Origin of the sequence: Saccharothrix coeruleofusca (genome assembly GCF_017876325.1) — a bacterium.
In the GTDB taxonomy this organism is placed as follows: domain Bacteria; phylum Actinomycetota; class Actinomycetes; order Mycobacteriales; family Pseudonocardiaceae; genus Actinosynnema; species Actinosynnema coeruleofuscum.
In genome coordinates this window covers 5,738,557-5,763,772 of the sequence record NZ_JAGINV010000001.1, presented here as the reverse complement: position 1 = coordinate 5,763,772, position 25,216 = coordinate 5,738,557, and the positions used below count along the sequence as shown (strand labels likewise).

At 66.1% G+C, this 25,216-nt stretch carries 25 protein-coding genes; 5 read left to right on the top strand and 20 right to left on the bottom strand.

Annotation, left to right across the window (positions count from 1 at the left end; genetic code table 11):
- Nucleotides 1-2: 2 nt before the first annotated feature.
- The 15 genes from JOF41_RS26050 to JOF41_RS25980 all read right to left on the bottom strand — a co-directional run bounded on the left by JOF41_RS26050 (nucleotide 3) and on the right by JOF41_RS25980 (nucleotide 10,546).
- Nucleotides 3-398, bottom strand: a complete 396-nt coding sequence (locus JOF41_RS26050) for a DUF5313 family protein (protein WP_189225580.1) — start codon at nucleotides 396-398, stop codon at nucleotides 3-5.
- On the bottom strand, nucleotides 395-850 hold the full coding sequence (locus JOF41_RS26045; RefSeq protein ID WP_189225579.1) for a MarR family winged helix-turn-helix transcriptional regulator: 456 nt from the start codon (nucleotides 848-850) through the stop codon (nucleotides 395-397). Before JOF41_RS26045 ends, JOF41_RS26050 begins: the two co-directional genes overlap by 4 nt.
- A gap of 175 nt (nucleotides 851-1,025) precedes the next feature.
- On the bottom strand, nucleotides 1,026-1,454 hold the full coding sequence (locus tag JOF41_RS26040) for a hypothetical protein (protein WP_209622744.1): 429 nt from the start codon (nucleotides 1,452-1,454) through the stop codon (nucleotides 1,026-1,028).
- A gap of 313 nt (nucleotides 1,455-1,767) precedes the next feature.
- Entirely contained in the window at nucleotides 1,768-2,067 is a 300-nt protein-coding gene (locus JOF41_RS26035) for a type II toxin-antitoxin system Phd/YefM family antitoxin (RefSeq protein ID WP_209622728.1), read from the bottom strand.
- 495 nt (nucleotides 2,068-2,562) lie between these two features.
- Nucleotides 2,563-2,883 (bottom strand): type II toxin-antitoxin system PemK/MazF family toxin, encoded by a 321-nt coding sequence (locus tag JOF41_RS26030; protein WP_307867539.1) that lies wholly within the window; start codon nucleotides 2,881-2,883, stop codon nucleotides 2,563-2,565.
- Entirely contained in the window at nucleotides 2,880-3,194 is a 315-nt protein-coding gene (locus JOF41_RS26025; RefSeq protein WP_209622725.1) for a hypothetical protein, read from the bottom strand. Before JOF41_RS26025 ends, JOF41_RS26030 begins: the two co-directional genes overlap by 4 nt.
- A 466-nt stretch (nucleotides 3,195-3,660) precedes the next feature.
- The gene (locus JOF41_RS26020; RefSeq protein WP_209622723.1) at nucleotides 3,661-4,923 is read right to left on the bottom strand and encodes a tyrosine-type recombinase/integrase; all 1,263 of its coding nucleotides are present in this window, start codon (nucleotides 4,921-4,923) and stop codon (nucleotides 3,661-3,663) included.
- A complete protein-coding gene (locus JOF41_RS26015) occupies nucleotides 4,923-5,102 on the bottom strand; it encodes a helix-turn-helix transcriptional regulator (RefSeq protein WP_209622707.1) in 180 nt (59 codons plus the stop codon). The genes JOF41_RS26020 and JOF41_RS26015 overlap by 1 nt, the downstream gene beginning before the upstream one ends.
- The gene (locus JOF41_RS26010) at nucleotides 5,099-6,445 is read right to left on the bottom strand and encodes a replication initiator (RefSeq protein ID WP_209622703.1); all 1,347 of its coding nucleotides are present in this window, start codon (nucleotides 6,443-6,445) and stop codon (nucleotides 5,099-5,101) included. Before JOF41_RS26010 ends, JOF41_RS26015 begins: the two co-directional genes overlap by 4 nt.
- A gap of 86 nt (nucleotides 6,446-6,531) precedes the next feature.
- The gene (locus JOF41_RS26005) at nucleotides 6,532-7,269 is read right to left on the bottom strand and encodes a hypothetical protein (protein ID WP_307867538.1); all 738 of its coding nucleotides are present in this window, start codon (nucleotides 7,267-7,269) and stop codon (nucleotides 6,532-6,534) included.
- Nucleotides 7,270-7,313: 44 nt separating this feature from the next.
- Nucleotides 7,314-7,775 (bottom strand): hypothetical protein, encoded by a 462-nt coding sequence (locus JOF41_RS26000; RefSeq protein WP_209622700.1) that lies wholly within the window; start codon nucleotides 7,773-7,775, stop codon nucleotides 7,314-7,316.
- 33 nt (nucleotides 7,776-7,808) lie between these two features.
- A complete protein-coding gene (locus tag JOF41_RS25995; RefSeq protein ID WP_209622698.1) occupies nucleotides 7,809-9,191 on the bottom strand; it encodes a P-loop NTPase family protein in 1,383 nt (460 codons plus the stop codon).
- A gap of 86 nt (nucleotides 9,192-9,277) precedes the next feature.
- The gene (locus tag JOF41_RS25990; RefSeq protein WP_209622696.1) at nucleotides 9,278-9,499 is read right to left on the bottom strand and encodes a hypothetical protein; all 222 of its coding nucleotides are present in this window, start codon (nucleotides 9,497-9,499) and stop codon (nucleotides 9,278-9,280) included.
- Nucleotides 9,500-9,505: 6 nt separating this feature from the next.
- On the bottom strand, nucleotides 9,506-9,766 hold the full coding sequence (locus JOF41_RS25985; RefSeq protein WP_209622694.1) for a hypothetical protein: 261 nt from the start codon (nucleotides 9,764-9,766) through the stop codon (nucleotides 9,506-9,508).
- Between the two features lie 387 nt (nucleotides 9,767-10,153).
- On the bottom strand, nucleotides 10,154-10,546 hold the full coding sequence (locus JOF41_RS25980) for a hypothetical protein (protein ID WP_209622691.1): 393 nt from the start codon (nucleotides 10,544-10,546) through the stop codon (nucleotides 10,154-10,156).
- A 134-nt stretch (nucleotides 10,547-10,680) separates the two neighbouring features.
- Here JOF41_RS25980 and JOF41_RS25975 point away from each other — a divergent pair, with 134 nt between their 5' ends.
- Nucleotides 10,681-11,082 carry a GntR family transcriptional regulator gene (locus JOF41_RS25975; protein ID WP_209622688.1) on the top strand — a complete coding sequence of 134 codons (402 nt, stop codon included), beginning with the start codon at nucleotides 10,681-10,683 and terminating at the stop codon, nucleotides 11,080-11,082.
- 218 nt (nucleotides 11,083-11,300) lie between these two features.
- Here JOF41_RS25975 and JOF41_RS25970 read toward each other — a convergent pair whose 3' ends face one another.
- Nucleotides 11,301-11,753, bottom strand: a complete 453-nt coding sequence (locus JOF41_RS25970; protein ID WP_307867537.1) for a hypothetical protein — start codon at nucleotides 11,751-11,753, stop codon at nucleotides 11,301-11,303.
- Between the two features lie 243 nt (nucleotides 11,754-11,996).
- Here JOF41_RS25970 and JOF41_RS25965 point away from each other — a divergent pair, with 243 nt between their 5' ends.
- On the top strand, nucleotides 11,997-13,334 hold the full coding sequence (locus tag JOF41_RS25965; RefSeq protein ID WP_209622686.1) for a helix-turn-helix domain-containing protein: 1,338 nt from the start codon (nucleotides 11,997-11,999) through the stop codon (nucleotides 13,332-13,334).
- Nucleotides 13,335-13,341: 7 nt separating this feature from the next.
- Here the strand turns inward: JOF41_RS25965 and JOF41_RS25960 are convergent, their stop codons facing one another.
- The 3 genes from JOF41_RS25960 to sodN form a co-directional block, all read right to left on the bottom strand.
- Entirely contained in the window at nucleotides 13,342-13,989 is a 648-nt protein-coding gene (locus JOF41_RS25960; protein WP_209622683.1) for an HAD family hydrolase, read from the bottom strand.
- A 608-nt stretch (nucleotides 13,990-14,597) separates the two neighbouring features.
- Nucleotides 14,598-18,398, bottom strand: a complete 3,801-nt coding sequence (locus JOF41_RS25955; protein ID WP_209622680.1) for an NACHT domain-containing protein — start codon at nucleotides 18,396-18,398, stop codon at nucleotides 14,598-14,600.
- A gap of 448 nt (nucleotides 18,399-18,846) precedes the next feature.
- Nucleotides 18,847-19,266, bottom strand: a complete 420-nt coding sequence (gene sodN / locus JOF41_RS25950) for a superoxide dismutase, Ni (RefSeq protein WP_189225575.1) — start codon at nucleotides 19,264-19,266, stop codon at nucleotides 18,847-18,849.
- Between the two features lie 77 nt (nucleotides 19,267-19,343).
- On the opposite strand from sodN, the gene JOF41_RS25945 reads away from it, so the two are divergent.
- Nucleotides 19,344-19,637, top strand: a complete 294-nt coding sequence (locus JOF41_RS25945) for a S24 family peptidase (protein ID WP_189225574.1) — start codon at nucleotides 19,344-19,346, stop codon at nucleotides 19,635-19,637.
- Between the two features lie 78 nt (nucleotides 19,638-19,715).
- Here JOF41_RS25945 and JOF41_RS25940 read toward each other — a convergent pair whose 3' ends face one another.
- Entirely contained in the window at nucleotides 19,716-20,306 is a 591-nt protein-coding gene (locus JOF41_RS25940; protein ID WP_189225573.1) for a dTDP-4-dehydrorhamnose 3,5-epimerase family protein, read from the bottom strand.
- Between the two features lie 302 nt (nucleotides 20,307-20,608).
- On the opposite strand from JOF41_RS25940, the gene JOF41_RS25935 reads away from it, so the two are divergent.
- Nucleotides 20,609-21,787, top strand: coding sequence for an NAD(P)-dependent malic enzyme (locus tag JOF41_RS25935; RefSeq protein ID WP_189225572.1), 1,179 nt, complete (start codon nucleotides 20,609-20,611; stop codon nucleotides 21,785-21,787).
- Nucleotides 21,788-22,009: 222 nt separating this feature from the next.
- Nucleotides 22,010-25,177: a sensor domain-containing protein gene (locus JOF41_RS25930; RefSeq protein ID WP_209622677.1), complete on the top strand. Its 3,168-nt coding sequence runs from the start codon at nucleotides 22,010-22,012 to the stop codon at nucleotides 25,175-25,177.
- The last annotated feature ends 39 nt before the right edge of the window (nucleotides 25,178-25,216 follow it).

Below are 25,216 nucleotides of genomic sequence, written 5' to 3'. Positions count from 1 at the left end.
CCTCAGCTGCGCCAGGTCTGCTCGTAGCGCTGCCGCCGCTCCTGGTCCCGCACGCTGTTGCGGGCCTTGCGCGCCTCGCTGGCGCTGTTGGCCGGGTAGCCGTACTTGGTCATCCGGTGGTCGGTGCTCTCGCTGGCGTAGGACAGCGAGAAGTACACGCCGACGATCAGCCCCAGCGACCCGCACGCGATGGCCAGCGGCACCGGCGAACCCGCCACCCAGACCAGGACCAGCGTGATCACCACGGTCAGCGGCAGCACCTGCAGGAACGAGCGCACCGCGAACCACGCCAGCCAGCTCGGCTTGGTCGCCTGCTGGAAGACCCACTCGCGGTACCGGCCGGGCAGCCTGCCGCCGAGCAGGTACCAGAACCGCAGCGGCAGCGGGGGCGTGCTCATGACCGGCTCCTCTTCGTTGCTTCGATGACCCTGGTCAGTGCCGCGTGCAGGCCCATCAGCTCCTCCAGCGGCATCCCCAGCCGCGCCACCACGGCGGGCGGGATCTCCAACGCGCGCTCGCGCAGCGCCGCGCCCTCGTCGGTCAGCGTGACCGCGAGCTGCCGCTCGTCACCCGCCGCCCGCTCACGGCGCAGGTAGCCGACCGCCTCCAGCCGCTTGAGCAGCGGCGACAGCGTGGCCGGTTCCAGCGCCAGCAGGCCGGACAGGTCCTTGACCGACAGCGGGGCGTGCTGCCACAGGGCGAGCATCACCAGGTACTGGGGGTGGGTGAGCCCCATGGGTTCGAGCAGCGGCCGGTAGAGCGCGACCACGTTCCTGGACGCGACCGAGAGCGCGAAGCAGACCTGCTGCTCCAGGGACAGCGGGTCGTCGATACTTTGTGGGCTAACCATTAGTGCACACACTACCTGATCAATTCGGTTGCCCGACCTCGCAGGTTTCGGCCGTGAACGACCTCACCGCACGACTGACAGCCAGGTTCGAGCCCCAGGTGGCCGCCTGGTGCGACGCCGCACCGGACCTCGCGGAGCCCACGACCTTCGCGAGCACGAAAGAGGCGGGGGTGGCTCAGCCGCGCTGTCGTCCGATCCACTCCACCGAGTCCACGCCTTCTGTCCAATCCGGGCCGAGAACGCCGATCACGTCATCCAGCGCGATCCCCGGTGCGGAGGTCTCGAACACGGCGAGTCCTTCCACCGAGATCGATTCGACCTGATCGTGGACATTCCGGGTGAGCCGCCCCCACGTCTCGACCTCCTTGCCGAGCGCTTGCCGAACGGTGGCGGCCAGCGCGGCCGGGAAGTGCAGCGCGACGACCTTGCCGGTTCGGCGGTCGCGCAGCGCGGCCGTGCGCTGGTGGCCGTTGTACCGGTACAACTGACCGCACACTGATCCGAGCGACGGGGCGGGCGACTGAATGTCCTCGTGCGCGTGGAGGGCGAGCTGTTCATCGATCGGCGCCAAGGTGTCCCCCACGTGCGCCTCCCCCTGCTCCACGTGACTGCCGGTAGCTCACCCTGGACGGCACCGAGCGGGCCTGGTCGGGCAACGTGTCGATGCAGAGTTGTCGGCTCGCCACCACCGCTACTTGATCACTCGGACGGGTGATCCGCGGACGGATGTCGGTCGTGTGGACCGGGCCAGGTGGCGATTACTCGCCCACGGCTCCGTCAACGCGTTGGCGCAGCAGTCACTGGAGAGCCGGGTGATCGGGAAACTGTCAGGAGGAGGAGGATCTTCCGTGCCGACCCGTCCAGGTCTCGCAAGTCCGCACGCGCATCACTGGTAAGAACGATCTCGGCCATGCGAATCAGTCCTCGTCGCCGTCCAGGTCAACACCGAACCCGGCCGCGACGTCTTCCAGGTCGTGCCGGTCGCCGGAGTCGATCAAGGCGCGAGCCCAGGCAACTGCGGTGAGCTTCAAATCCTCTTCCAGTCCTTCGAGGTACTGCAACCGTTCCATGGTCTTGATATCGACTATGGCGGCGGCTGGCTGGTTGTTCTTGAACACGATGAGCCGGCGACCCTTGCTCGCCTCGCTGACAAGCTTCGAGACTCCCCGTGCGCTGGCCTCTGGCACGCTGATCACACCGTTGGGGTCGATCTTCATGACGGTTCCCTGCAGCTCTGCACGGATATCCCTGTAGGCATATAAGTAGAAAGACTCGCCACTCGGTTGTGGTTGTGACTTGTTCATACTGTTTGCCTAGGCGTCCGAATGGGTGATCTAGGCGTTTCAAAGCTCTGGGCAGTTGCAACGTCCAAGATCGGCTCTTGTTGCGATCTTCGCCCGTTGCTCCCAGTTAAATGCGTGTGTGGCGCAGTTGGGACAAGCGTCAAGTGGGTTACTGGAGGAGGTGGTCGGCGTGCTCGGCTGCCGTGCCTGTGAACAGTTCGATGACTCGGCGGCATTGATCGGTTCGTGGGCTTGCCTCCGCGAAGGCGCGGTGCGGTGGAGCCGGAGGAAACCCAGGGGTGTGGTGCGCTCGTCGGCCTGGAACGGCGCAGGGAGTCGTGGGCGGGATCGGTGAACATGTCGATGGGCATCTGGGCATCGACGGCTGCGAGTGAGCGGGCGGGTGGCGAACGATTTCGAGCCGTGCTCCTACGGGAGCGCGAGCGCCACTTTCAGCGCCTCGCCGACAGCGGTGAGCGTGCGCGGGCTGAGCGCCCCGCAGGGCCGGACCAGATCGTCCTTGTAGAGCTGTTCCAGATCATCGGTGAGGACGAACCCGACAAGTGGGTCGGCGGAGGTCAGCGGCACCACGGTAGGCAGTCCTCGGTAGCGGTCTGTAGTGGTGATCCGCGCACTCATAATGGTGTCCAGGTTCCGGTTCCGCTGGTTGTTGCTGATCACCAACCAGGGCTTCTCGCCGTGTCCCAGGTCCGCCATGTAGATCTGACCTCGCAGAGGGATGACCGTCACGCGGACATCCTCCGGTCGCGCTGGGCCTGGCGGGCCCTCTTGGTGCTGCGTTCGGCCTGCCGGTCCTCGTCCGCGCGCTGTGCCTCGGCGAGGTGCGCGTACCCCTGCTCCAACGCCTTCTCCCGTAGTGCTTCGGCCCCTGCGCGCAGCAGGGCGCGGACCACGCCCGCCTCCGATGAGCGCACGGTCAACCCGTGCTCGGCGGCCCACGCCTCCAACGCGGCGTGTTCAGCGCGCTGCGGGTCTGCGAAGACCGACAACGCGGCCTGCTCCGCTCCTTCGAGGGTCACAGTGATGCGCTTCGTCTCCATGCATATCAAGGTACGCGTCATCATGCACCACCGCCTAGCATCAGATTGTGCATCACTGTGTGCATCGCACATGCTAGGCGAGACGAGAGGCGAACCGGGCTTCAGCGCTTGGCTATCACCAGAACGAGTTACGTTCGCGGGCGATTCGGACCGAAGAAGCGGTCGCCGGGTTCTGCGCGGCGCAGCACGGGAGCCGGTGCGTCCCCTCTCGGGCCCGGCACACCCTGATGTCCGCGTCGAGAGACGCTGAGGCGGTGCGGTACGTCGGGCATTGATGTACGGCTGCTGCACGCGGACTGAGGTGGGGCATTGGAGAACGCTCGACAGCGACCTGGGATGCGAAACGGCGCTGGCCGACGGAGAGATCTCCGCCGGCCAGCGCCGCGTCTTGGCAGGCGATCAGGCGGCCTGCTTGGTCTCCCAGAAGATCTTGTCGATCTGTCCACAAGCCCGCCCTGACCAGGCGCTAACGGCTCTGTGGAGCGTTCCGGGCCGTGCTCGGGCCGTCCGGGCCGTTGCGGCGGGCGTAGACCCCGTCGATCACGCCTCTCGTCCGCTCATCGCTGCTCGGCATCAGGTGTGTGTAGGTGCGGAGGGTGAACGAGGCGTCAGCGTGCCCGAGCCACTCGGCGACCGCCTTGATCGACTCACCTTGGTCCAGGAGCACCGAGGCGAAGAAGTGCCGGAGGTCGTGCATCCCGTTCTCATAGCGGCCGGAGGACATGCCCGCGGCTTCCAACGCCGTCTTCCAGTAGTTCCGGTCGAAGTCGTTGGCTCTGATCGGCAACCCGCGCATGGACGTGACGATCACCCGGACCGTCACCAGCTTGCCGTCAGGCACCGCCCACGGCAGCGTCACCTCCACCGGGGGAAAGTCCCGCATGTGCTGGTCAAGAGCCTGCTTGACCGGCCCGGAGAGCGGCACCTCACGAACCTTGTCGTACTTCGGCAGGTCGAACACGAGCCGGTTCCGCACCGTCTTGAGCTGTCGGCACACAGTCACCCGCCCGCCGTCCACGTCGAGGTCATCGACGCCCAGGGCGAAGCACTCACCCTGTCGAAGCCCGAGCCCGGCACCCAAGTCGGTCAGCACCCGGAAGCGCTTGGGCAGCCCACGTTGAACGGCCCAGACCTGAGCTTCCGCCCATGGCACCACCTTGTGCTTGGGGGCTTTCGGCGTCTTGACCGACTTGCCGCTACACGGATTCTTGCCGATCAGGTCGTCATCAACCGCCGCGTTGAACAGCGCTGCCAGGTTCTTGAACAGCGTGTGCCGGTACTGGTCGGACAGCCCTTGCTTGCGGAGCTTGCTGTCCCAGGACCGCACATCCGACGCCTTGACGGCCGTGACCGCCTGGCCGCCGAGGTGCGGATAGATGTTCTTGCGGAACCGCATCTCCATGATTTCGCGGGACGCCTCGTCCACATCGAGGTCAGCCAGCCACTTGCTGCCGAAGACCTCCACTGTGACGCCATCGGCAGCGGCAGGCTTGCCCCTCGGATCTACCCAGGTGCCGAGGGAGATGCTTGTCTCGGTCTTCCTGATCCACTCACGAGCAGCCTTGTACTCGCCATCTGGGAAGCTCTCCGAGACTTCCCCTTCCGGACCGACCACCCTCGCGCGGTAACGCTTGCCGACGCCGTGACGCGCGGTTGGAACGCGCTTGGTCTTGCCGGGGCGGTCCGGGTCAGGCTCATCCTTGAACCATCGGTCTTGAACATGGCCCATCAGGCAGCCTCAGACGGAAGAGCCGTAATCCAGGCTTCAACGTCGGCCGGGCGGTACCGAACGTACTTGCCGACCCGCCGACCGGGAGGACCGTACTTCTGGGTACGCCACTTGTAGATCGTGGCGACCGGAACACCGAGGTAGTCGGCCAGTTCCTGGACACTCCACAGCTTGGTCATGCCGCTACCTCCTCTGTGTACTTGCGTTGGCGTTGCGCCCGTAGGCGTTCGGCGAGTGCCGCCGCCAGCTCTCGCTCCGCGTCGTTGGCGTAGCCCGAGCCCGCATAGGCCCAGTCGTTGACGACGATCACCGAGTCCGCCTCGATGCCGAGCCGGTCGAGGACTTCGGCCGCGCGGAAGGCACGCCGGTCCTCGCGGATGCGCTTGAAGGTGGTCGAGTAGTGCTTGGACTTGGTCAGGAAGTGGCCGCGAAAGCCGAGCATGTGCGCCCACTTGCGTAGGTTCAGCTCCGCGTAGAAGCCGAGGTCACCGAGGTCCCACGCCATTTGGATCATGCGGCGGTGGTGGTCGTTGACCCTGACGTGGTCAATGTCGAGCTGCGAGCGAATCGGCCGGTCGGGGGTGTCTCGTGCCCCGGTGCCCTTGGTGGCGTACTTGGCGACGTAGGCCGCCAGGCGACTGTCGCTGACCACGCCCGCGTCGTCTTCCACCTCACTGGCCGCGCTGGCCCGGATGGGACGTACGTCGACCTGGCTGCCCCAGACCAGGCCGAGCACGCTCCCGTCGGGGCGGTGGGACTCGATCAGTACCGACCGGGCAGCGGTGCGCACGGCGTGGTCCACCAGGCCCACCGTCGCCCACGCGGGGGCACGGTCACCGGCGCCCTCGGGTCCATCGACGCGGATGACGGCGTGGAAGTGGACCAGGCCGCGCCGCTGGTACTCGGCGACCTTGGCATAGGAGACCCGCGCGTGGTGCTTGAAGTCCCGCACCGTCAGCCCCGCCCCACGGGCCAGGGCGCGCCGAAGGGCGATGGTGAACCGGTGCCATAGCTTCCCGGCGTGGGCCTGCCACAGCACCGCGCCGACGTAGTCATAGCCGTCCGGGTCGACGGGGCCGCCGATGCGCGGGTCATCGGGGTGGTGGAACTCCCCGCACCCGGTGCATGGCCGGACCTTGCCGCCGGGAGTGGTGGGCCGGTTGTGCACCGCGCCGAACGACGGGGCGGTGAGCGTGACGAACACGCGCGGTTTCTCGGCGACCGACTCGGGGACGCCCTTGCTGCCGCCGGACAGGCCCGCCCGCATCAGGTGGAACGCGTCGGCCGCGTAGCGGTCGGAGCAGGCGGGGCAGACCGAGGCACGGCGGTTGCCGCAGGGCACCATGACGTCACCGCCCAGGTGCGCCAGCACCTTGGAACTGTCGAGGTTGTGCACCTGCCAGGCCCCGAAGAGGCGGATGGGCGCGGCGCACCCGCCGATGGCGGTGACCTTGTCCCTCCAGTTCCGGTAGTCGGCCCGTTGGACCCGATCGGCGATGCGGTCTTGCAGCGTGAGGACCACGAGGGCTCCCCCCTTCCGGTAGTGGTGGTCAAAGACGGAAAGCGGGGCATGACCAGGTGTTTCGGTCATGCCCCGCAGGTGATCGGTCAGGCTGCGGCGTTGAACTGTTCGGCGAGCGCGGCGGCGAAGTCGTCAGGGACGTTCACGGCCGCTCGCACATCGGCCGGGGTGATGACGCGGCCCTGGTTTCGCACCTCAGCGACCTTCGCGCCGAGCGCGGCTTGCAGGTGCGTTGGGAGCTTGAGCGGTGTCCGCGCCGACGTGGAAGCGGACGCGGCCGGGGTGGTGGTGGCGTTGGTGACGGGCTTGGCGTCGGCCATCACCCGGTCCCGCGCGGCGTTGCAGCGGTGCTGGATCACCGGCATGACCTCGGCGATGAGGAACACCACCAGCGGGACGACCAGGTGCAGGAACACCACGCCGTACTCCACCGAGCCGGACGGCGGGCGCAGCGAGGACCACACGTTGGTGACCAGGGTCGCGCCGAGCAGGAGCCGCTTGAGCCAGACGACCGGTGCGGCGTCGACGGCCTGGCCCTGCGACAGCATCTCGGCTTCCCAGCGCAGCAGCGTGACGAGGATGCCCGCCAACGCGGGCTCGACCAGCCACGCACCCCACCACAGCGCGTCGAGCGGGGACAGGTGGCCAGCCAGAAACTCGTGCACGCCCGTGGTGGTGAACCCCAGGCCCAGTGCGAGGAAGAACCACATGGAGCGGGTGACGGAGACGCGGAAGCGCTCCAAGCGGACCGCGTGCAACAGCGGGTCCGAGGTCAGGCCGTGCAGCTGGTGGGACTCGGCGAGACGGGCGCGCAGCTTGCGCACGGCCCGAGTCTCACCGCGCGGGGCATCCTCGGGCGCAGCGCTGGTCATGCCGCAGCACGGGCACGCCGAGCGGACACCGCACGACCGAGGTGGACCAGGCGGGCGACCTCTTCGAAGGTCACCGGCTCGACCACCAGCGGCACCAGGCGAAAAGAGCCGTCGAGGGTCACCGCGGCTTTGCCGACCGGGGTGGCGTCGAGGTCGGACACGGCCGCCGAGGCCGTCAGGCCGAACGCCAGCCCTGCCCGGTTCCGTGCGGTGGCCGCCACCGTCAGCATGCGGTCCGGGCGCAGCGTCCAGGTGAGCGTGACGCCGTCGAGCCTGGAGACCCACAGCAGCAGTGCCGCCAGGCGATCCGGCGCGGTGCCGGAGGTGAACTCGGCGTGCACCGAGCCGGACCGGGTGGAGATGATCAACCGGTCCGGCCGGGGCAGCCTGTTGGTGCGGATCAGCGATCGCAGGGTGCGGATGATCCGGTCCAGCGATCGGGGGCTGTTGGAAGGCATGGCAAAGCTCCAAGAGACAGGTGGGAAGGCAGGTCAGGCGACGACGCGCAGGCTCGAACCGGAGTCGGCAGGACCGGCTTTGACGAAGGCGACCAGCTCGTCAATGTCGTGGTCGCTGGTGTAAGCCGCGCGTACTCGGCGCGGGATGCGCGAACGGCTGTCCACTCGGAAGCCGATACCGGCGCTGGACTCGTCGGCCGCGATCTCGTCAGCGATCGCGCCACGCTCGCGGGCACCTTCGCCCAGGACCATGTCCGGGTGCCGCTCGCTGGTGACCCTCAGGCACACCCGGTGAGGGAGCAGGTCCCGGATGGGCAGCACGTCCTTGGACGGCTCTTGCACGTACACGTCCAACACGTCGTTGGTCGCGCGGCCCATGCTGGAGATCACCGCGCATGCATTGGTGATCTCGTGGGCGTACTCGGAGTTGTAGGCCATCAGGAAGCCCACTTCGTCCAGGATCAGCCAGTCCACCGGGTGCTCACGCGACACCGGTACGGAGCGCTTCCCCTTGCGCTGCAATCGCTTCTGCTTGCGCTCCATGTTGTCCACGAAGCGACCGATCAACTCGGCGCAGTCCTCTGGTGTGTCGGCATAGCGGCCGTCGAGGATCGGCTTGAGCGCGACGAACTCGAACAGCTTCAGGTCGCACACCCACGGCCGCACGAGACCATCACGGATCATCGGCGCGACCGCCCGCAGCTTGGCCATCACCACGGAGTTCTTGCCCGAGCCGGTCGCACCGGCCGTCAGGTGCTGGGTGCCGATCAGCGGCTCTCGCCACTCCCCACCCAACTCGGTCTCCCCGAGGCACAGCGACCGCAGGTCGACGGCGTCGGAGGACTCGGGCATGGCCGGGGCGGGGATGACCCGGTCGAACGGTTCCCGCCACTGGATGATCAGCACGACCTCACCCGGCTTGCCCTGCTCGACGGCGACCCGCTCGGCCTTGAGGGTCGCGGCCAGCTCGGGCAGCACCTTGGCGAAGGCCCGCAGCGCCTGGCCGGGTACGAGGCGCACCCGGACCGTGTCGATCGACGGCGACCACGAGCGCACCCGCAGCACGCGCGGCACCAGGGTTTCCCCGGTGCGGTGGTGCACCGTGGTGAGCCCGCACGAGCCCATGAGGTTGGTCCAACGCCGACCGGTGTAGGCACCGGCCCAACGACGCCGCCACGCCCGCAGCACCGGAGCGGCCCAAGCGTCGAAGGTGTCCGGGTGCGCGCGGTACCAGGCCGCCGTCCCCGCAGCCAGGCCGCCCAGCGCGCCCCCGGTCGCTTCAGGGCCGAACTCGACCAGCGACGCCCCCAGCCCGCCGGGGCCGACCACCGCGCCGGGGTGGCGCACCAGCCACCGCACCGTGCGGAACTCCCACCCGACCGAACGTCGAGACGTGCCCGTTGGCACCTGCGCCATGATTGGTTCTCCTTGGTCCAGGCACGGCGACGGCCGACCACCCGAGGGATGCGGTGATCGGCCGTCGCCGTGGTGTGGTTGTGGGACTACTTGCGCGGACTGCCGCGCCGACGTCGCCGGGCGGAGGCCGGTTCCAACTGCGAGCGCGAGTAGGACAACGAAGTCCGCAGGACCGCCACCGACCGCACGAACGCGTTGTGATCAGCCTTGAAGCCCTCGCGGCGGAACGGAATGTCCACCGTTGCCCGCCGCAGTTGCCCCATCGCCTTGTCCAGGCATTCCAGAGCGGTAATCAACTCTTGAGACATGGCCGATCAGACCTTCCACTCACGGGTCTTCAACTCGGTCTCATATCGAACCGCCCGGTCTTTCAACGTGGTCAGGTTCTGCTTGACCTTGTCCATCAACCGCTTCAGCTCATCGGGAGGCGTGACCCGCCACGAGCCAGGCGGGGCCGGGTTCTCCCGCATCTTGGCGATCAGCTTGTCCAGCGGCCCGAACTGCTCTGTCACGAAGTCGATCGAGTTGACCAGGTTCGCGTACCGCTGCTCAGCCTTACCGCTGGTACCGGACATGCTCACCACCTCTCCGCGCTGTAGAGGAACCGGAACAGGGCTTGGCGCAGGTGCACGAAGTCCGCGCTGCTGTCCGCCGCGTCCGGGAAACCGTGCCGCCGCAACACTGATGCCACCTCCAATATCAACCCGAATGTGAACCGAGCGTCACCGTCGCCCGGTGGCACCTCCACCGGAAACGCACTGGTCTCCATCACCCACCTCCGAATCGGGGACCACGGCGAACCCCAGATCCGCCAACGGTTCTGGGGCCACCGAAGACCCCGGCACATCACGCGGACGCGCCGGATTCAGGCATGGCTCTACCCACTGTGGAATTGACAAGGAACAGGCAGCCCAGAAAACGGCTTGGATTAACTCAGGGGATGAACCGAGAAAGTGCAGCGATCAGGCGACGCTGCGCACCGGACGCGCCGCGGGCTTCAGCCCCGACGCCTTGAACCACAGGCCCGCCGAGGCGATCTTGCGCGGGTCCACGCGGTCAGGAATCTCGTAGGTGTTCACCACCGGGTTGACCAACTCGACGTACGTGCCCTCCTCGAACCCCTCGCCGGGGTCACCGGGCAGGTTGACGCGGATTTCCTCACCCTTGCCAGCCCTGCGGCCTTCCATCGGCACGGGCTTGGCGAACAGCGTCACCACGTACTGAACCTCGCCAGTGGCGCGGTCGACCACCGGCGTCACCGAGCCGTCCTCGGCTTCGCGCATCTTCGCCGCCGGCGCTTCCGTGATCATCAGTCGGTAGCCGTTGAGCAGCACCGGCAAGTCCTGAAGAGCCATCTCGAACCTCCAAGCAGTGAGAGCGACCCGACGCCGCTCATCCACTGCAACCAACATAGCTAGTAGAGCTAGTACAGTCATTAGGCCGATCGAGTGACTATCAACAGTGCTAGCTTTGTCGCTACAGTTGGTGTATGGCTCTCGACGCGGCGGACCCGCGACCGGCGTACCAGCAGATCGCTGACGACCTCCGCCGCTTCATCGCGTCCGAGGAGGCGCAGGTGGGGGACAAGTTGCCCTCGCTGACCGAGCTTCAGACCAAGTACGGCCGCGCGGTGATGACCTTGCAGAAGGCACTCGACGTGCTCCGCGCCGAAGGGCTGGTCCTCTCCCGTCAGGGAGAGGGGACGATCATCGTCAAAAAGCCGGAAGCCCATGCGGGGGAGGAGGAAGGCCCCTCACCGCATGAGCTTCGGCAGATGTTCGAGCGCATCAACAGCGCGTTGGACGACCTCAGCCAGCGTGTTTCCGCTGTCGAGGCTGAGCTTTTCGGGTCCACTTCAGACGATCCTCAATCCGGGTCAACCGGTCGTTGAGGTCTTCCAGGCGCGCCAGCAGCAGCTCTGTCACGGCACGCATGTCCCGCCAGTCCTCTTCCGTCCACTTGTTCTCGCCGGACACCGTGCCCCCTGGTTGTGCGTGGTCGTTCGTGGTTACTTCTGCTGATCGTTCGTTCGTGCCGCATACCGCCTGACCAGCTCGATCACCGCATAGGTGACGACGAAGGCCGTCAGCCCTTCGGCGACCGCCAGGATCACACCGAGTCCTTCGGCGACACTGGCTGACCAGCGCCGCTTTCGGAGAACCATGGCGGATCAACCACCGAGGACTGCTCCTCGGTCGGCCACTGCTCATTGAGTGCGTGACGACCCGTGGCCTTGGCGACCTCCTCGGGCGTGGTCCCGAGCGCGGCGGTCAAGGCATCGAAGTCCAACGGTGCCAACTGCGTCAGCGCCTGGCACCGGTCGGCGAACGCCTCTGCCGCCTCCGCCAGCTCCCGAGCGAACTTGATGGCCATCTCCGCGCCGCCCTCACGACCGGCGATCTGCACCGTCAGCCGCGCATCACCGGACAGGATCACCAAGGACGGGTGTCCCTGCGCGCGCTCGACCATCGACGACTCCGCGTCTTCCTCTGGTTGAAGAAGCACGTGCAACCCCATCGACTTCACCTCCACGTAGACCAGGACTTGCCTGACCAGATTCACGCGCGCGGAAGATCCATCCCATACAAATGACTATTGGCGATATCGGTGCGACCACTAACCCCAGATCAGCGCCGTAATCACAGGGCTACACTCCGCAGTAGCTGGACCTGAGGGCAGGGGGTGAACGGCGCAGTGACCACGCCCAGACGGCGGTGCCGCACGTGCGACACCTGGCTGGCCAGCGACAACCGAGGTACGCAGTGCGGCAAGTGCGCTGCGGCCTCGACACTGCACGCCCCGAAGTTGCCGCCGGAGTTCTGGACGCAGCCCACCCTGCGCGAGGCGTTCGAGTCCCGCAACATCGGCCAGGTCTTCCGCGCCTACCGCCAAGCCCAGCGCCCCACGCTGCCGCAGGCCACCCTCGCGGCCTGGCTTGACCTCACCCAAGGCCGCATCAGCGAAATCGAACGCTCCCGCCGCCCTGTCACCGACCTCGAACGCCTCGAACGCTGGTGTAACGCCCTGCACGTGCCCCAGCACCTGCGGTGGTTCAACGGCGGTGTGCGGGAAGTCCACGACGTCCAAGAGCTGTACGCGAGCCGCGCCGTCGACCCGAGCCCCACCTACCCGACTCAGCCGATATGGGCGCCGGGTGACGCAGGCGAACCAGCCGCCGCGCAGGGACTCGACATAGTCCACGTCGCCATCCCACGCCTACGCCGCTCGCTCGACATCCTCGACCTCCCCGACGACGGCCCCGTCAGAAGCCTGGCCGAGCTGCGCGCCGACGTGGCGCTGATGAATGAGCACCGCCTTGAAGCCCGCTATGGCGAACTCGTGCGCTACCTACCCGGCCTGATCGGCGAACTGGCCCGTGCCCGCCAACTGCTGCCCGCCGCCGACCGCCGTCACGTCGCGTCCCTGTTGACACTCGCCCTGCGTGCCGCTGATGGCGTGGCCTACAAGTTCCACTACTTCGACCTGTCGGCCCGCCTGATCGACCTCATGCGCCTCACAGCCCAAGAGTCCGAAGACCCGCTGCTGCCAGCGGCGGTGTCCTACGTGCGCACCGAAACGTTCTTCGCCAGCGGCGACCTGCACACCGCCGCCCGCGCCCTGGACCTGGCCGCCGACCAGATCCCCACCCGAGCCCTGAAACAGGCCCCGGTCGCCGCGGCCTTCGGTGCCCTGCACATGCGCGCCGCCGTCGTGGCCGCGCGAGCAGGCAAAGCCGACATCGCCGCCGACCACCTGCTTACCGCCCGCTACGCCGCCCACGCCGCACCCGAAGGCGTATACCACGGCACCGCCTTCGGCCCGGCCTCCCTGCGCATCCACGAACTCGCCGTGGCCGCCGAGCTGCGCGACCCGGCAGGCATCCAACGCGCCGCCACCTGGCACCCACCGCAGGAACTACCCGCCGAACGTCGCTCGCACTACTACATCGACCTGGCCCGCGCCCAGCTCGACCTCGGCCACCACGAAGACGCCCACCTCTGCCTGCAGGCCGCCCGCCAGGCCGCGCCCGAGCACACCCGCGCCCATCCCCAGGTTCGCCAAGCCCTGTCGGTGCTGCTGCGCACCCACCCGTCCCTCAGCTCCGGCCTGCTCGACCTGGCCGCGTGGGCCGGGGCACGCTGACCCTGGCTCACTGCACGTTCAGCAGCTCCGGCAGGTCGTGCAACGAGTCGATCACCCAATCGGCATCACGACGCACCAGCGGATCATCAGCCCACAGGTAGCCCCACGGCCCACGCCGGATCAACGCCGTCCGCAACCCGAACGCCTTGGCCGCCACCACGTCGTTGTCCCGATGATCACCGACGTAGAGCACTTCACCGGCAGCAGCCGCAGGTGTCATCTTCACGACCCGCTCGAAGAACTCCGGCGCAGGCTTGGCCACATCCCACTCACCAGAGGTGGCGACCCCGTCCACCGGCAACTCCAGCTCCCGCAGCAGCTCCGCTGCGCGGGCGGTCTGGTTACCTGCGATGCCCACCCACAAGCCCAGCTCGCGCAGCCGCGCCAGGCCAGTTCGTACGTCCGGGTACAAGTCATCGTCCTCGATGCGCTCGCCGAGCCCGGCCTCTTCACGCAACCGCCGTTCATGGGCCACGTCGAACCCTGGCCGGAAGTACTGGAACGTCTCAGCGTTGTCCCGTCCAGCCGCCGTGACAGCCCCTAGCACCGTCGAGAAGGTGTGACGGGGCACGCCGATCCAGTCAGCCCAGGCACCCCACTCGCGCGAGTCGTCCAACAACGTCTCCCCCACGTCGAACACCACCGCAGTCACCATGTCCTACTCCTACGCCATCCATCTCCACCTAGCGCAACGGGCACCGGCTTGGCATGCACCAGACGACCTGCTGGCGTGTTCAGAGTTTCTTTTCTTCGTCAAGGCGGCCCCCTCCGGGGGCCGCTGGCCGTTGGTGCCAGGCCGACGCCGAAGGACCGACGCCCCTGTAGTGCGGCACGCCCAAGCGGGCCTGGCGGCCCGCGGGCGTGCCACGCGAGGAAGGGCGCCGCTCCTGACGTCGGCGAGGAACGGCCAGCGACCCCCGAAGAAGACCGCAAAAGATCAAAAAATGCGCTCGCCGCGCGGCAGGCCAGCAGGATGACTAGGACGCACCGCCGGTTCGGCTATCAGCGTGGGCCGGGGTTCGTGTCATCCCGCCGACCTCCCCCGAGGGCAACCACACGCGTCAAGGGGGCAGTTCCAGCCCAGCAGTCCGCCAGGCGGAAGACACCCCCTTGACACGCGTGGTTGGGACGAGCCAGGTCGGCGGGATGACACGAAGCCCCTCGTATGGTGCGGCGGACTGGTAGCGGCCGAGCGTTCGACCTGCTCGTAACTAAGTATTCAAAGGCTAGTCGACCTCCAAACATGGATTGCGTAGGTTTGGTTCACCAGTCGAATGATTCGTTAAACCAGGCCTGATTCTTTGCAACTGTCGTGACAGGGGTGGGCGACTTCATCCGCATTCTGCCGACTTCCCATGCGAGTTGGCTGACATAAGTCGGCAAATTTCGGCAGCGTGCAATGATATCGGTGATCGGTACTCGAGCTTTGCGTAGAGCAGATCTGCTTGGAAATGTCTCTAGACGATAACTGCGCGGTGCACCAGGGAGTATAAACGGAACGCGCTCTAGTAGGTCAAGGGCTCTCTGTGAGCCGATGTGCCCTTCCGCCATCGCTGCGACAATATCCGTCGCCACGTCAGCGAGCACCTCGGGGGCTGGTTCGGATGTGAGAATCCAGCTATCAATAATATTCCAACGATGGGCTGGGTTCACTCGCCTGAGCAAAATCTGTGCCGCACGCGTGCTACTCGATGCTAGACGTGAGCCCAGTGCCGAAAGGTCTGCATCTTTACCTATATGAGGTGGGCGCACAATGTAGGCATCGATAAATGATAGGAACGTTGTGAATTGAGATGAGGAAATTCTCTTAGCTGCCTCGTCAACTTGCTCGAGAATTGCGATCAGTACCTCGGTCTTAGCCCAGATGGTGCTCGCAGTAAGGATGAGTTCGTAGTCGGCCGCACTCTTTGCTTCGCTGAATTGGTTGGTCCACCAGTCGACCGACTTCGCCTGTCGTCGAGCATAGCGTATACGACTCGGCAAGGGGAAATCTTCTGACAGAATCTGGTTGGCACGACCGCCGCGCTCAGTACTTGACGTGATCCCCGCTGCCATCACACCGAGATGCAGAGATGTGGCAGTTCGTCCATATACGCTTTCAAGTGCTGTAATAGCGTCAGACCATGGTTGCAATGTAAACGCCGCTCGCTCCGAATGTGTCCGCAACAACGTTTTGAGAATTCCTGCGGCTGCATCGTCGGATCTATTCAAATCCTTTGGGATCGGGAAGCGGCTCGCTTGCCTGTAGCGCGTGTGATCTCCTGCAGAAACCAACGTTCCCCAGAAATGGGGATGGCTAGCGGCTAGAATTGTCGCGTATATATCGCTGTTTGGCCTTACTGCCAGGGAGCGCAAAACGCTGGCATCGAGAGCAGTCTTTACATATTCCCAAATAAGGTCCGTTGTCAATAGTCGCGATGGCGCTGGTGTAGTCGCCGCTATCACAAGTGTGATTGAACGATCAATTGAATCGGCTGTTGCGTCACTTACTGGCCAGTGGAGGCCGGGCTCTTTAGAGGCTCTATCCGAGCACCCCAGCCGAAGGCCAAGAATCGTCCAAATTCTTTTTTCGTCGCCTGTGGCTGCTTGGTACTCATGAAGCCATCTGGTGTAAATTTCACTTGGAGTTCCGTAGAGTTTGATAAGATGGCAAAACTCAATCGTTCGGTGAGACTGCGGTGCCGTTACAAGTGCATTCCAAACAATTTCGAACGCTTCTTCGGCTCCGGCACCCTTTGACAATGCAAAGCTTGTTCCTGTCAAGCGCCCGCGAATACGTAGTGATGTATCTGCTGTCCAGTAAAGGCCTTCGCCTTCGAAAATGGCTGAAACGACAAGTTCGGTGGCTCTTGGTGATTGTGTGAATACCCAGTCTTGAAGCAGCGAGAAAGCGAGCTCTCTTGGATAAGATTGTCCCCGGCGACTGGGATCTTCAATGAGATCCTTCACGCGCAGTGCTAGGTCTGCCAGCTCGCCTTTTCTGAAGAATCCGGCGAAGAATCGGGTCACGTTCAACCAGTACGGATTTGCCGAGATTCCGTCGAATCGGTCTGAACGTGTTCCGCGAGCTTTCTCCCAGGGGGGTGAAGTGGGGGCAGTTTCGTAGAGGTATCGTCCTGCGAAATATTCGCGCAAAGGTTGAACTTCGAATTCGAAGGTGCCTTCGATGCGAGGCACCAGGGCTACTACACGCCCAACCACGGCATTAAAAAGCTTATCGACCATATCGTCTTTATGCTTCTGCCTGGCAAGGTAATCACGAAGCAGCGCGCGCAGGTCAGTAACACTTATACGGCCGGTTCCACGCCTGCTCTCAGCCTGTGCATGAAGGTAGTAGCCCAGGTAACCGTGGATATCAAGCAGGAGATCCCTGTTGTCCCTAACATCGGGGCTCTTCTCTGATTCACGATTAAGGAATTGTTCGAGATAGGCGGTATAGAGTTCAGTTCGTTTATCGGGCAAGCTGGACCCACGCGCCACCATCAAGCTGAGCAGAATAGTGAGCTGCATAGTATTCTTGGCAAGCTCAGCCATGTGAGGCGATTGAAGTTTATCCTCTAGGGTCTCAATCAGTTCACGGGCATCCTTAGATGGTAGTCTGCGAACTTTCGCCCATTTATGGGCGTACTCGGTTGCGATTTTTCCCGTAATCGCACCAAGTGTAAGGTGGTAGAATTTCGAATAGGGCAGGCTTGGCGCATTAGAGATTGCAGTCGGACGGCTTGTTACAATAATGACAATTTTATTGTGCCTGTCCTGATGCCTTTCTGCAAAAGCTTCGATCTGCGAGACTACTTCTTGTCGATCGGTCAGGTCGGCGACTTCATCGAGCGCATCCAGGATCAAAATTACCGGTCGCTCTGACATTATGGCGACTAGGTCGCTCACCGTAAATTGCTGTCCGCCTGAAAAGCGGGAGATATGGCCAGCGATGGCAGCTTCGAGCGTGGGAGCTTCGCCATGTTGACTACTTACTTCACGAGTCCACGGATCAAATCCGCGTAGCCAGCCAGCTACATCACGTAGTTCGAGTTTGATCGGAAGAGCGATTGGAGCATTGGAATGCGGAGTTGGCAGAGAGCGACGTTCGCTCTCCTTATTCAAAAGACGTATACGTTGGACCTGTGCCAAATATTGCGACAGCGTCGATTTTCCTTGGCCGGGGGCGCCTTCGATGACAATACGTGAAGCGGAGTTGGTAAAATCAGCATTAGTTAGTAGATCGGCTGCACCTACCGCTAGCTTGGGGTCGCCCCACGTAGTGTAACGGAAGAATTCATCGTCAGCATCGTTAGCATTGCCTCCGTCTTCAATGACGTTTGCAGGTCGAATCTTTGACCCTTTGCTAGAGCGATAGATTGAGTATGAAGCTTCCTGAAACGGTTCTAGGTCAACTATCCTTTTCCGATGCTGACTAGGAATTGCGGGCACGTCGATAAACAGATCGAGCAATGAACTTGACAAAAGTTCGACTTGTTTGAAGCGAATGGTGCGATCTCGCTCGTACTGATCGCGCAAGTAAGCCTGAAGCGCAGTTTTACGTCGCTTATCGTCTTTCGCGAAGTCTGGAGCTTCCCAGAACAGGCGAAGGATATCTGGACCGTTTAGAAGCTGTGGATATCGCAGCTTGAGTCCGAAGTTGTTGTCCAGACGACGGTCCAAGTCGTCACGCCACATAATCCGAGACGGCACGCCCAGTTGATTACGTAGATAGCTCAAGGCCTTATCCATTAGGCCTGCATCGAGATGTGAGGTGCCTTTTAGGTTTGTGACAAGAACGTATTCGGTAATTCCGCGCTCGGCCAAGAGTTGGACCTTAGCGACTTCTCCGTCGATCGCTTTGGTGAGCCACGCGTACGGGTCGGCAATTTTCGCAGGATCGCGAGCAAATTTCACTTGATATACGACAGAGCCGCCGGTTTGGGGGTCGGTCAGCATTGCATCTCGACCGCCATCTGGCATGCCGATCGGAAAGCTAACAATTTTAGGATTTTCAGCTACTAGAAGTGCCTGCACGAGTTGCTGGAAGGTGTGCTCATTGAGCGACTCGTACGGAGTGGACACGGCGACCTCTAACTTGAGAGTTACTCACATATGAATGTGACCTTGCGGGCCTCTATATCACCTTCTACGGACGCTTGTCAAGGCATGGTTCAAATCTCCTGCCATCGACTTGTTGAGCTTAACGGTTCGGGAACATACGCTAAGCCGGTATTGTGTCTTTGTCATTTCTGAAATTGCACGTCGTTAGGCACTGATAACACGAGAAGGTTATTCCGCATTTGTGTGGAAATAGTCTGACCTGACGTTTCCGTGCCGAGTCGGCTCAAAGCCTCATGAGGATGTTCAAATGCAGGTCATATGCGGATCGCCGAGGCGGGTTGTGTCCGATGCGGACTGACTTGGGCCGTCCTGGGGCCGTCAGAGGACGCTCGACGGCGGCAGCGGACGCAAAACGACGCTGACCAGCGGAAGGTGCTTCCGCTGGTCAGCGCCATGTTTCAGCAGGCGATCAGGCGGCCTGCTTGGTCTCCCAGAAGATCTTGTCGATCTGGGCGATCAGGTCGAGCAGCTCCTGCCCCTTGGCGGGGTCCATGGAGCCCTTGGTGCCGGACGCGCCCGCGGCCTTGGTGGCGCGGTTGAACAGGTCGTGCAGCTCCGGGTACTTCTCGAAGTGCGGCGGCTTGAAGTAGTCGGTCCACAGCACCCACAGGTGGTGCTTGACCAGGTCGCTGCGCTGCTCCTTGATGAGCACCGCGCGCTCCCGGAACTCCGGGTCCTCGTTCGCCTGGTACTTCTCCTGGATCGCCTTGACCGACTCCGCCTCGATCCGGGCCTGGGCCGGGTCGTACACACCGCACGGGAGGTCGCAGTGCGCGGTGGCCTCCAGGAGCGGGCGGCGGAGTTCTCGGATGCGCGACAGAAGTCGCATCGTTCCTCCCTGACAGTGGATGCTCCGACAGGCCGAACCCTACCCCCGGGCCTCGGCGGGAGCAGTCGGAGGTGATCGTGAACAACTTGGTGCGGGTGATCGGGCCGTCGATGTCCCCGACGCTCAAGACCGGTGACGTCGTCTGGGTGGACTACGAGCGCCCGCCCGCGCCGCGCGACGTGGTGCTCGTGCGCTGGCCCAGCAGGCCCGCGCAGCTGTCGGTCAAGCGGGCCGTGCGGGCCGAGGGCGACGGGTGGCACGTCGAAGGGGACAACCCGTTCGGCTCGACCGACTCGCGGGAGCTGGGGCCGGCGCTGGTGCTGGGGGTGATCCGCTTCCGGCTGTGGCCGAGGCCGCGACGGTTGGCCTGATCAGCTGCCCTGCCGCTCGACCACCACGCGAGGCCGACTTCCGGGCGGCCTCGCCGCCCCGGCGGAGCCGGGGCCATGTCACTGCAATTTGGCGTACCAGGCGGTGCACTCCTCGTAGGAGGGCAGCAGGCCGTCGGCCTGCGCCTGCTCCAGGGTGGGCGCCTCCTGGTCCTTCAGCGACAGAATCGGCGTGATGTCGGCGGGCCAGGGCAGGTCGAGGCTCAGCGGGTTGATGCCGCGCTCGGCTTTCGGGTTGAACCCCTCCGAGCACAGGTAGGAGGTGATGGTGCCGTCCTCCAGGGCCATCAGCGCGTGCCCCAGGCCCTCCGGCACGTACACCGAGTTGAACTTCGCGGGCTCCAGGACCACGGTGTCCCACTGGCCGAAGGTGGGGGAGCCGACGCGCAGGTCCACCACCACGTCGAGCAGCTTGCCGCGCGGGCAGTGCACGTACTTGGCCTGTCCCGGCGGCACGTCCGCGTAGTGCACGCCGCGCACGACGCCGCGGCGCGACTCGCTGTGGTTGGTCTGCGCGACGCGCAGGCCGTGCCCGACGGCGCGTCGGAAGGGCTCCTCCTGGAAGGGTGCCACGAACAGCCCCCGGTCGTCCGGGAAGACCGATGGGGTGAACTCGAAGGCGCCGGAAATTTTCAACTCGCGTGCCTGCATGACGGTCAGCGTAGAGCGCGCCGTTTCTTGACCGATCCTGCCTGCGGAAACTGACCGGCCGGTCCAGAAAACCGGACGTACGTTCTGTGAAAACCGCCTCTGACCTGCCACGATGGTGTGATCCTCGCCGCAGACAGCATTTCCGAACGCTGTCACACTTGATCCCACACCGCCGTTCACGGGCCGTTCCGGGCGTCGCAACTCGACGCGGGACGTGCCCGTTCCGCATCGTCAGGCCCCGCAGATCCGCGTGACAACGCCGGTGCGGTGCGCCGAGGGACGCGCACCGCAGGAGGACTCCCGTGACCGCTCTGAACGAACCCACCACCCAGCCCACCGACGAGGAGATCTTCACCGCCCACGAGGGCGGCAAGCTCGACCTGGGCGTGACCACCTCGCTCGACGGGCCCAGGGCGCTGTCGATCGCCTACACCCCCGGCGTGGCCAAGGTCAGCCGGGCCATCGCCGAGGACGCCGCGCTGGCGGCCCGGTACACCTGGGCGCACCGCCTGGTGGCGGTGGTCAGCGACGGCACCGCGGTGCTGGGGCTGGGCGACATCGGCCCGCGCGCGTCGCTGCCGGTCATGGAGGGCAAGGCGGCGCTGTTCAAGACCTTCGGCGGGCTCGACGCCATCCCGCTGGTGCTGGACACCACCGACGTGGACGAGATCGTCGAGACGCTGGTGCGGCTGCGCCCCTCGTTCGGCGCGGTCAACCTGGAGGACGTGGCCGCGCCGCGCTGCTTCGAGCTGGAGGCCCGGCTGGTCGAGGCGCTGGACGTGCCGGTCATGCACGACGACCAGCACGGCACGGCGGTGGTGGTGCTGGCCGCGCTGCGCGGCGCCAACGCGGTGCTCGGCAAGTCCGCCGCCGACCAGCGCGTGGTCGTCTCCGGCGCGGGCGCGGCGGGCGTGGCCTGCGCGAAGATCCTGGTGGCGGCGGGCGTCGGCGAGGTCACCGTGGTCGACTCGCGCGGCATCGTGCACGCGGGCCGGGCCGGGCTCAACCCGGTCAAGGAGGAGTTGGCGCTGGTCACCAACGCCAGCGGGCTGCGCGGCGGGATCGCCGAGGCGCTGCGCGGCGCGGACGTGTTCGTGGGCGTCTCCTCCGCCCAGGTGCCCGAGGAGCTGATCGCGGGCATGGCGCCGGACTCGGTGGTGTTCGCGCTGTCCAACCCCGACCCGGAGGTGCACCCGGAGGTGGCGGGCAGGCACGCCGCGATCGTGGCCACCGGCCGCAGCGACTTCCCCAACCAGATCAACAACGTGCTGGCCTTCCCCGGCATCTTCCGGGGCGCACTGGACGCGGGGGCCAGGCGCATCACCGAGGGCATGAAGCTGGCCGCCGCGGACGCCATCGCCGCGGTCGCCGCGGACGACCTGGCCGCCGACCGGATCGTGCCCAGCGCCCTGGACCCGAGGGTCGGGCCGGAAGTCGCCGCCGCGGTGGCCTTGGCAGCGCGCCAGGACGGAGTAGCCTGATCCCCTGTCGGAGTTGGGAGAGCTCTGGCCGTGTCAGTCCGTTCTCATCATGGAATAACGAATCCCCGATCGAGGCGAATCGTTAGTCCGTTGAGGGGTGGGCGATAACGCTCCGAAGCGATAGCGTCCCTCTCCTCCGGGTGCATATGCTCGGTGGAGAGGGACGACGTGCACGGGCGCTCGGGCCGGTCATCCCTGCGGTAGACACGGGAAGGTGGGACCGTGCCCAAGCGGGTTGGACGCGATCCGGTGGCGCTGGCCACCGCGCGCCCCGAGCGCTCCGCCGACCTGGGCCGGAGCGGCCTGCCGGACGCCCCCTCGCTGCTGTGCGACCCCCGTGACGTGGTCGTGCGCGCCAACGCCGCCGCGGCGGTGCTGGCCGGTTACGCCTCCCCCGAGGACCTGGCGGGCCGCGGACTGGCCGAGCTGCTCGTCGGCGACGCCGCCGACCTGCGGCTGCGCCGCGCCGACGGCGTCGAGGTGCCGGTCCGGGCGGCGCTCGCCCCGGTCGCGGGCACCGGCCTGCGCACCGTGCTCCTGGTCGACGTGTCCGACCTGGCCAGGGCCGCCGACGAGCTGCGCGACGAGCAGCGCAGGCTGCGCGCCGTCCAGCGGGTCGCCGCGATCGGCTCCTGGGAGTACGACCCGGCCACCGGCGCCACGGTCTGGTCGGAGACCCACTACGAGCTGCTGGGCCTGCGGCCGGGTTCGGTGACGCCGGGCGCGCAGGCCGTGCTGGACGTGGTGCACCCGGACGACTACGAGATGGTCGCGGGCTACTGGGCCAACCGGGAGCTGTCCGGCGCGCCGATAGACATCGTCTACCGGATCATCCGCCCCGACGGCGAGCTGCGCTGGATACAGGGGGTCGCCGAGGCCAAGCTGCGCGCGGACGGCCGCACCCAGCTCATCACCGGCTACATCCGCGACATCACCGACCAGTGGAAGGCCGACCGCGCGCTGGCCACCGAGCGGGTCCGGCTGCTGGAGGCCCAGCGCATCGCGCGGATGGGCAGCTGGAGCTACGAGGTCGCCACCCGCGTGGTGCACCGCAGCGAAGTCCTCCTGGAGATGTACGAGGATCTGGGCCTCACCGCCGACGCGGACCTGATGCGGGGCGTGCACCCGGACGACCGCCCGGTGCTGGAGGACCTGCGGCGCAAGCTGCTCAACGCCCAGGACGACCGCACCTTCGAAGCCGAGGTGCGCAGCGAGCGGGGCGAGCGCGTCTACATCTGCCGGGCGCGGGCCGAGCTGGAACCCGGTGGCCGGGTCACCCGGCTGCACGGCACCGTCCAGGACGTCACCGAGGCGCGGGCGCTGGAGCGCCAGCTGCGCGACGACCGGCGGCGGCTGGCCGACGCCCAGCGCGCCGCCCGGCTGGGCGTGTGGGAGTGGAACCTGGACACCGGCGAGGTGGTCTGGTCGGGGATGCTGGTCGACCTGTTCGGCGTCCCCCGCGAGGAGCGCACCAGCTACCGGACCTACCTGGACCTGGTGCACCCGGAGGACCGGGCCTGGGTCGACGACCTGTGGCGGCAGCTGGCCGACGGCGGCGACCCGGTGGAGTGCGAGCACCGCCTGGTGCGCCGGGACGGTTCGGTGCGCGTGTTCCGCTGCAACGGCGTGCTGCTCAAGAACCCGGACGGCAGGCGGCTGGCGGTGGGCACCGCGCAGGACGTGACCGAGCAGCGCGCCGCCGAGACGCGGGTGCAGCGGTCCAGCCAGCGCTTCGCCGACCTGGTCTCGCTCACCCCGGTGGGCGTCGGCCTGTTCGACGAGTCCGAGCGGCTGGTCGACGCCAACGACGCGCTGTGCAAGCTGCTGGGCATGGACCTGGAGCAGCTGCGCGGGATGACCGCCGAGCAGCTGACCGACCCCGACGACAACGAGGACCGGCTGCGGTCGGTGAGCAGGATGACCGCGTTCGGCGCGGACCGGGCGCACAAGGTCCCGCAGCGCATCCTGGTCCGGCCGGACGGCGAGCGGGTGTACTGCGAGCTGCACATCTCGCTGTCGGTGCAGGACGACGGGCGCCGGTTCTGGCTGATCGCCTTCCAGGACATCACCGAGCGCCGCCGCGCCGCCGAGGCGCTGCGCCACCAGGCCACCCACGACGAGCTGACCGGCCTGCCCAACCGGGCGCTGGTCAAGGAGCTGCTGGGCGACCTGCTGGAGTCGGAGAACCGGTCCAAGGTGGCCGTGCTGTTCTGCGACATCGACAACTTCAAGCGGGTCAACGACTCGCTGGGCCACGACGCGGGCGACGAGCTGCTGGTGGCGCTGGCCCGGCGGCTGGAGGGCGGGCTGCCCGAGGGCTGCACCGCGGCCCGGCTCTCCGGCGACGAGTACGTGATCATCTGCGAGAACACCGACCTGGTGGGCGGGGTGGACGCCCTGGCCGTCAAGGTCGCCGGGCTGCTGCGCACGGCGGTGCCGGTGCACGGGCAGCTGGTGCGGGTGTCGGCGTCGATCGGCGCGGCGGTGCCCAACGGCTCCCGCGCCACCGGCGCGGACCTGCTGCGCTTCGCCGACGCGGCGATGTTCGAGGCCAAGCGCGCGGGCGCGGGCCGGGTGTCGCTGGCCTCCGCGGCGCTGATCGCCTCCGCCGACCGGCAGGTGCACCTGGAGGGGCAGTTGCGCGACGCGCTGGCCCACGACGGGCTGGCCCTGCACTACCAGCCGGTGGTGGGCGAGGACGGGTCGGTGCTGACCGCCGAGGCGCTGGTGCGCTGGCCGCACCCGGACCGGGGGCTGCTGCCGCCGGACGTCTTCCTGCCCGTGGCCGAGCAGGGCGACCTGCTGCGCGAGCTGGACCGGTGGGTGCTGCGCACCGCGCTGCGGGAAGCGGTGACCTGGCCCGAGCCGGTGGCCGTGGCGGTGAACCTGGCGGGCCTGGTGCCCGGTGACCCGGAGTTCGTCGACACGGTGGCCACCGCCATCGCCGAGTCGGGCATCCCGTGGAACCGGGTGGTGCTGGAGCTGGTGGAGACCGCGCTGGTCGACCTGCCCTCGCGGGTGCGGCAGTCGATGGCCGAGCTGGTCGACCGGGGCGTGCGGTTCGCCGTGGACGACTTCGGCACCGGCTACTCGTCGCTGGCCCGGCTCAAGGACCTGCCCGCGCAGATCATCAAGGTGGACCGCAGGTTCGTCTCCGGAGTGGACCACGACTCCTCGGACTTCGCGGTGGCCAAGGCCGTGGTGGACATGGCGCGGGCGATGGGCCGCAAGTGCGTGGCCGAGGGCGTGGAGACCGAGGCCCAGTTCCAGGTGCTGCGCGACATCGGCGTGGACGCCTACCAGGGCTGGCTGTTCTCCCGGCCGGTGCCGCCCAAGGAGTTCCGCGCCGCGCTGGCGCTGGGGCCGCTGCGCGCGCCCAGAGCGGGCTGACCCGGAATACTCCCCGTCGCGGAACCGGCACGTGTCGTG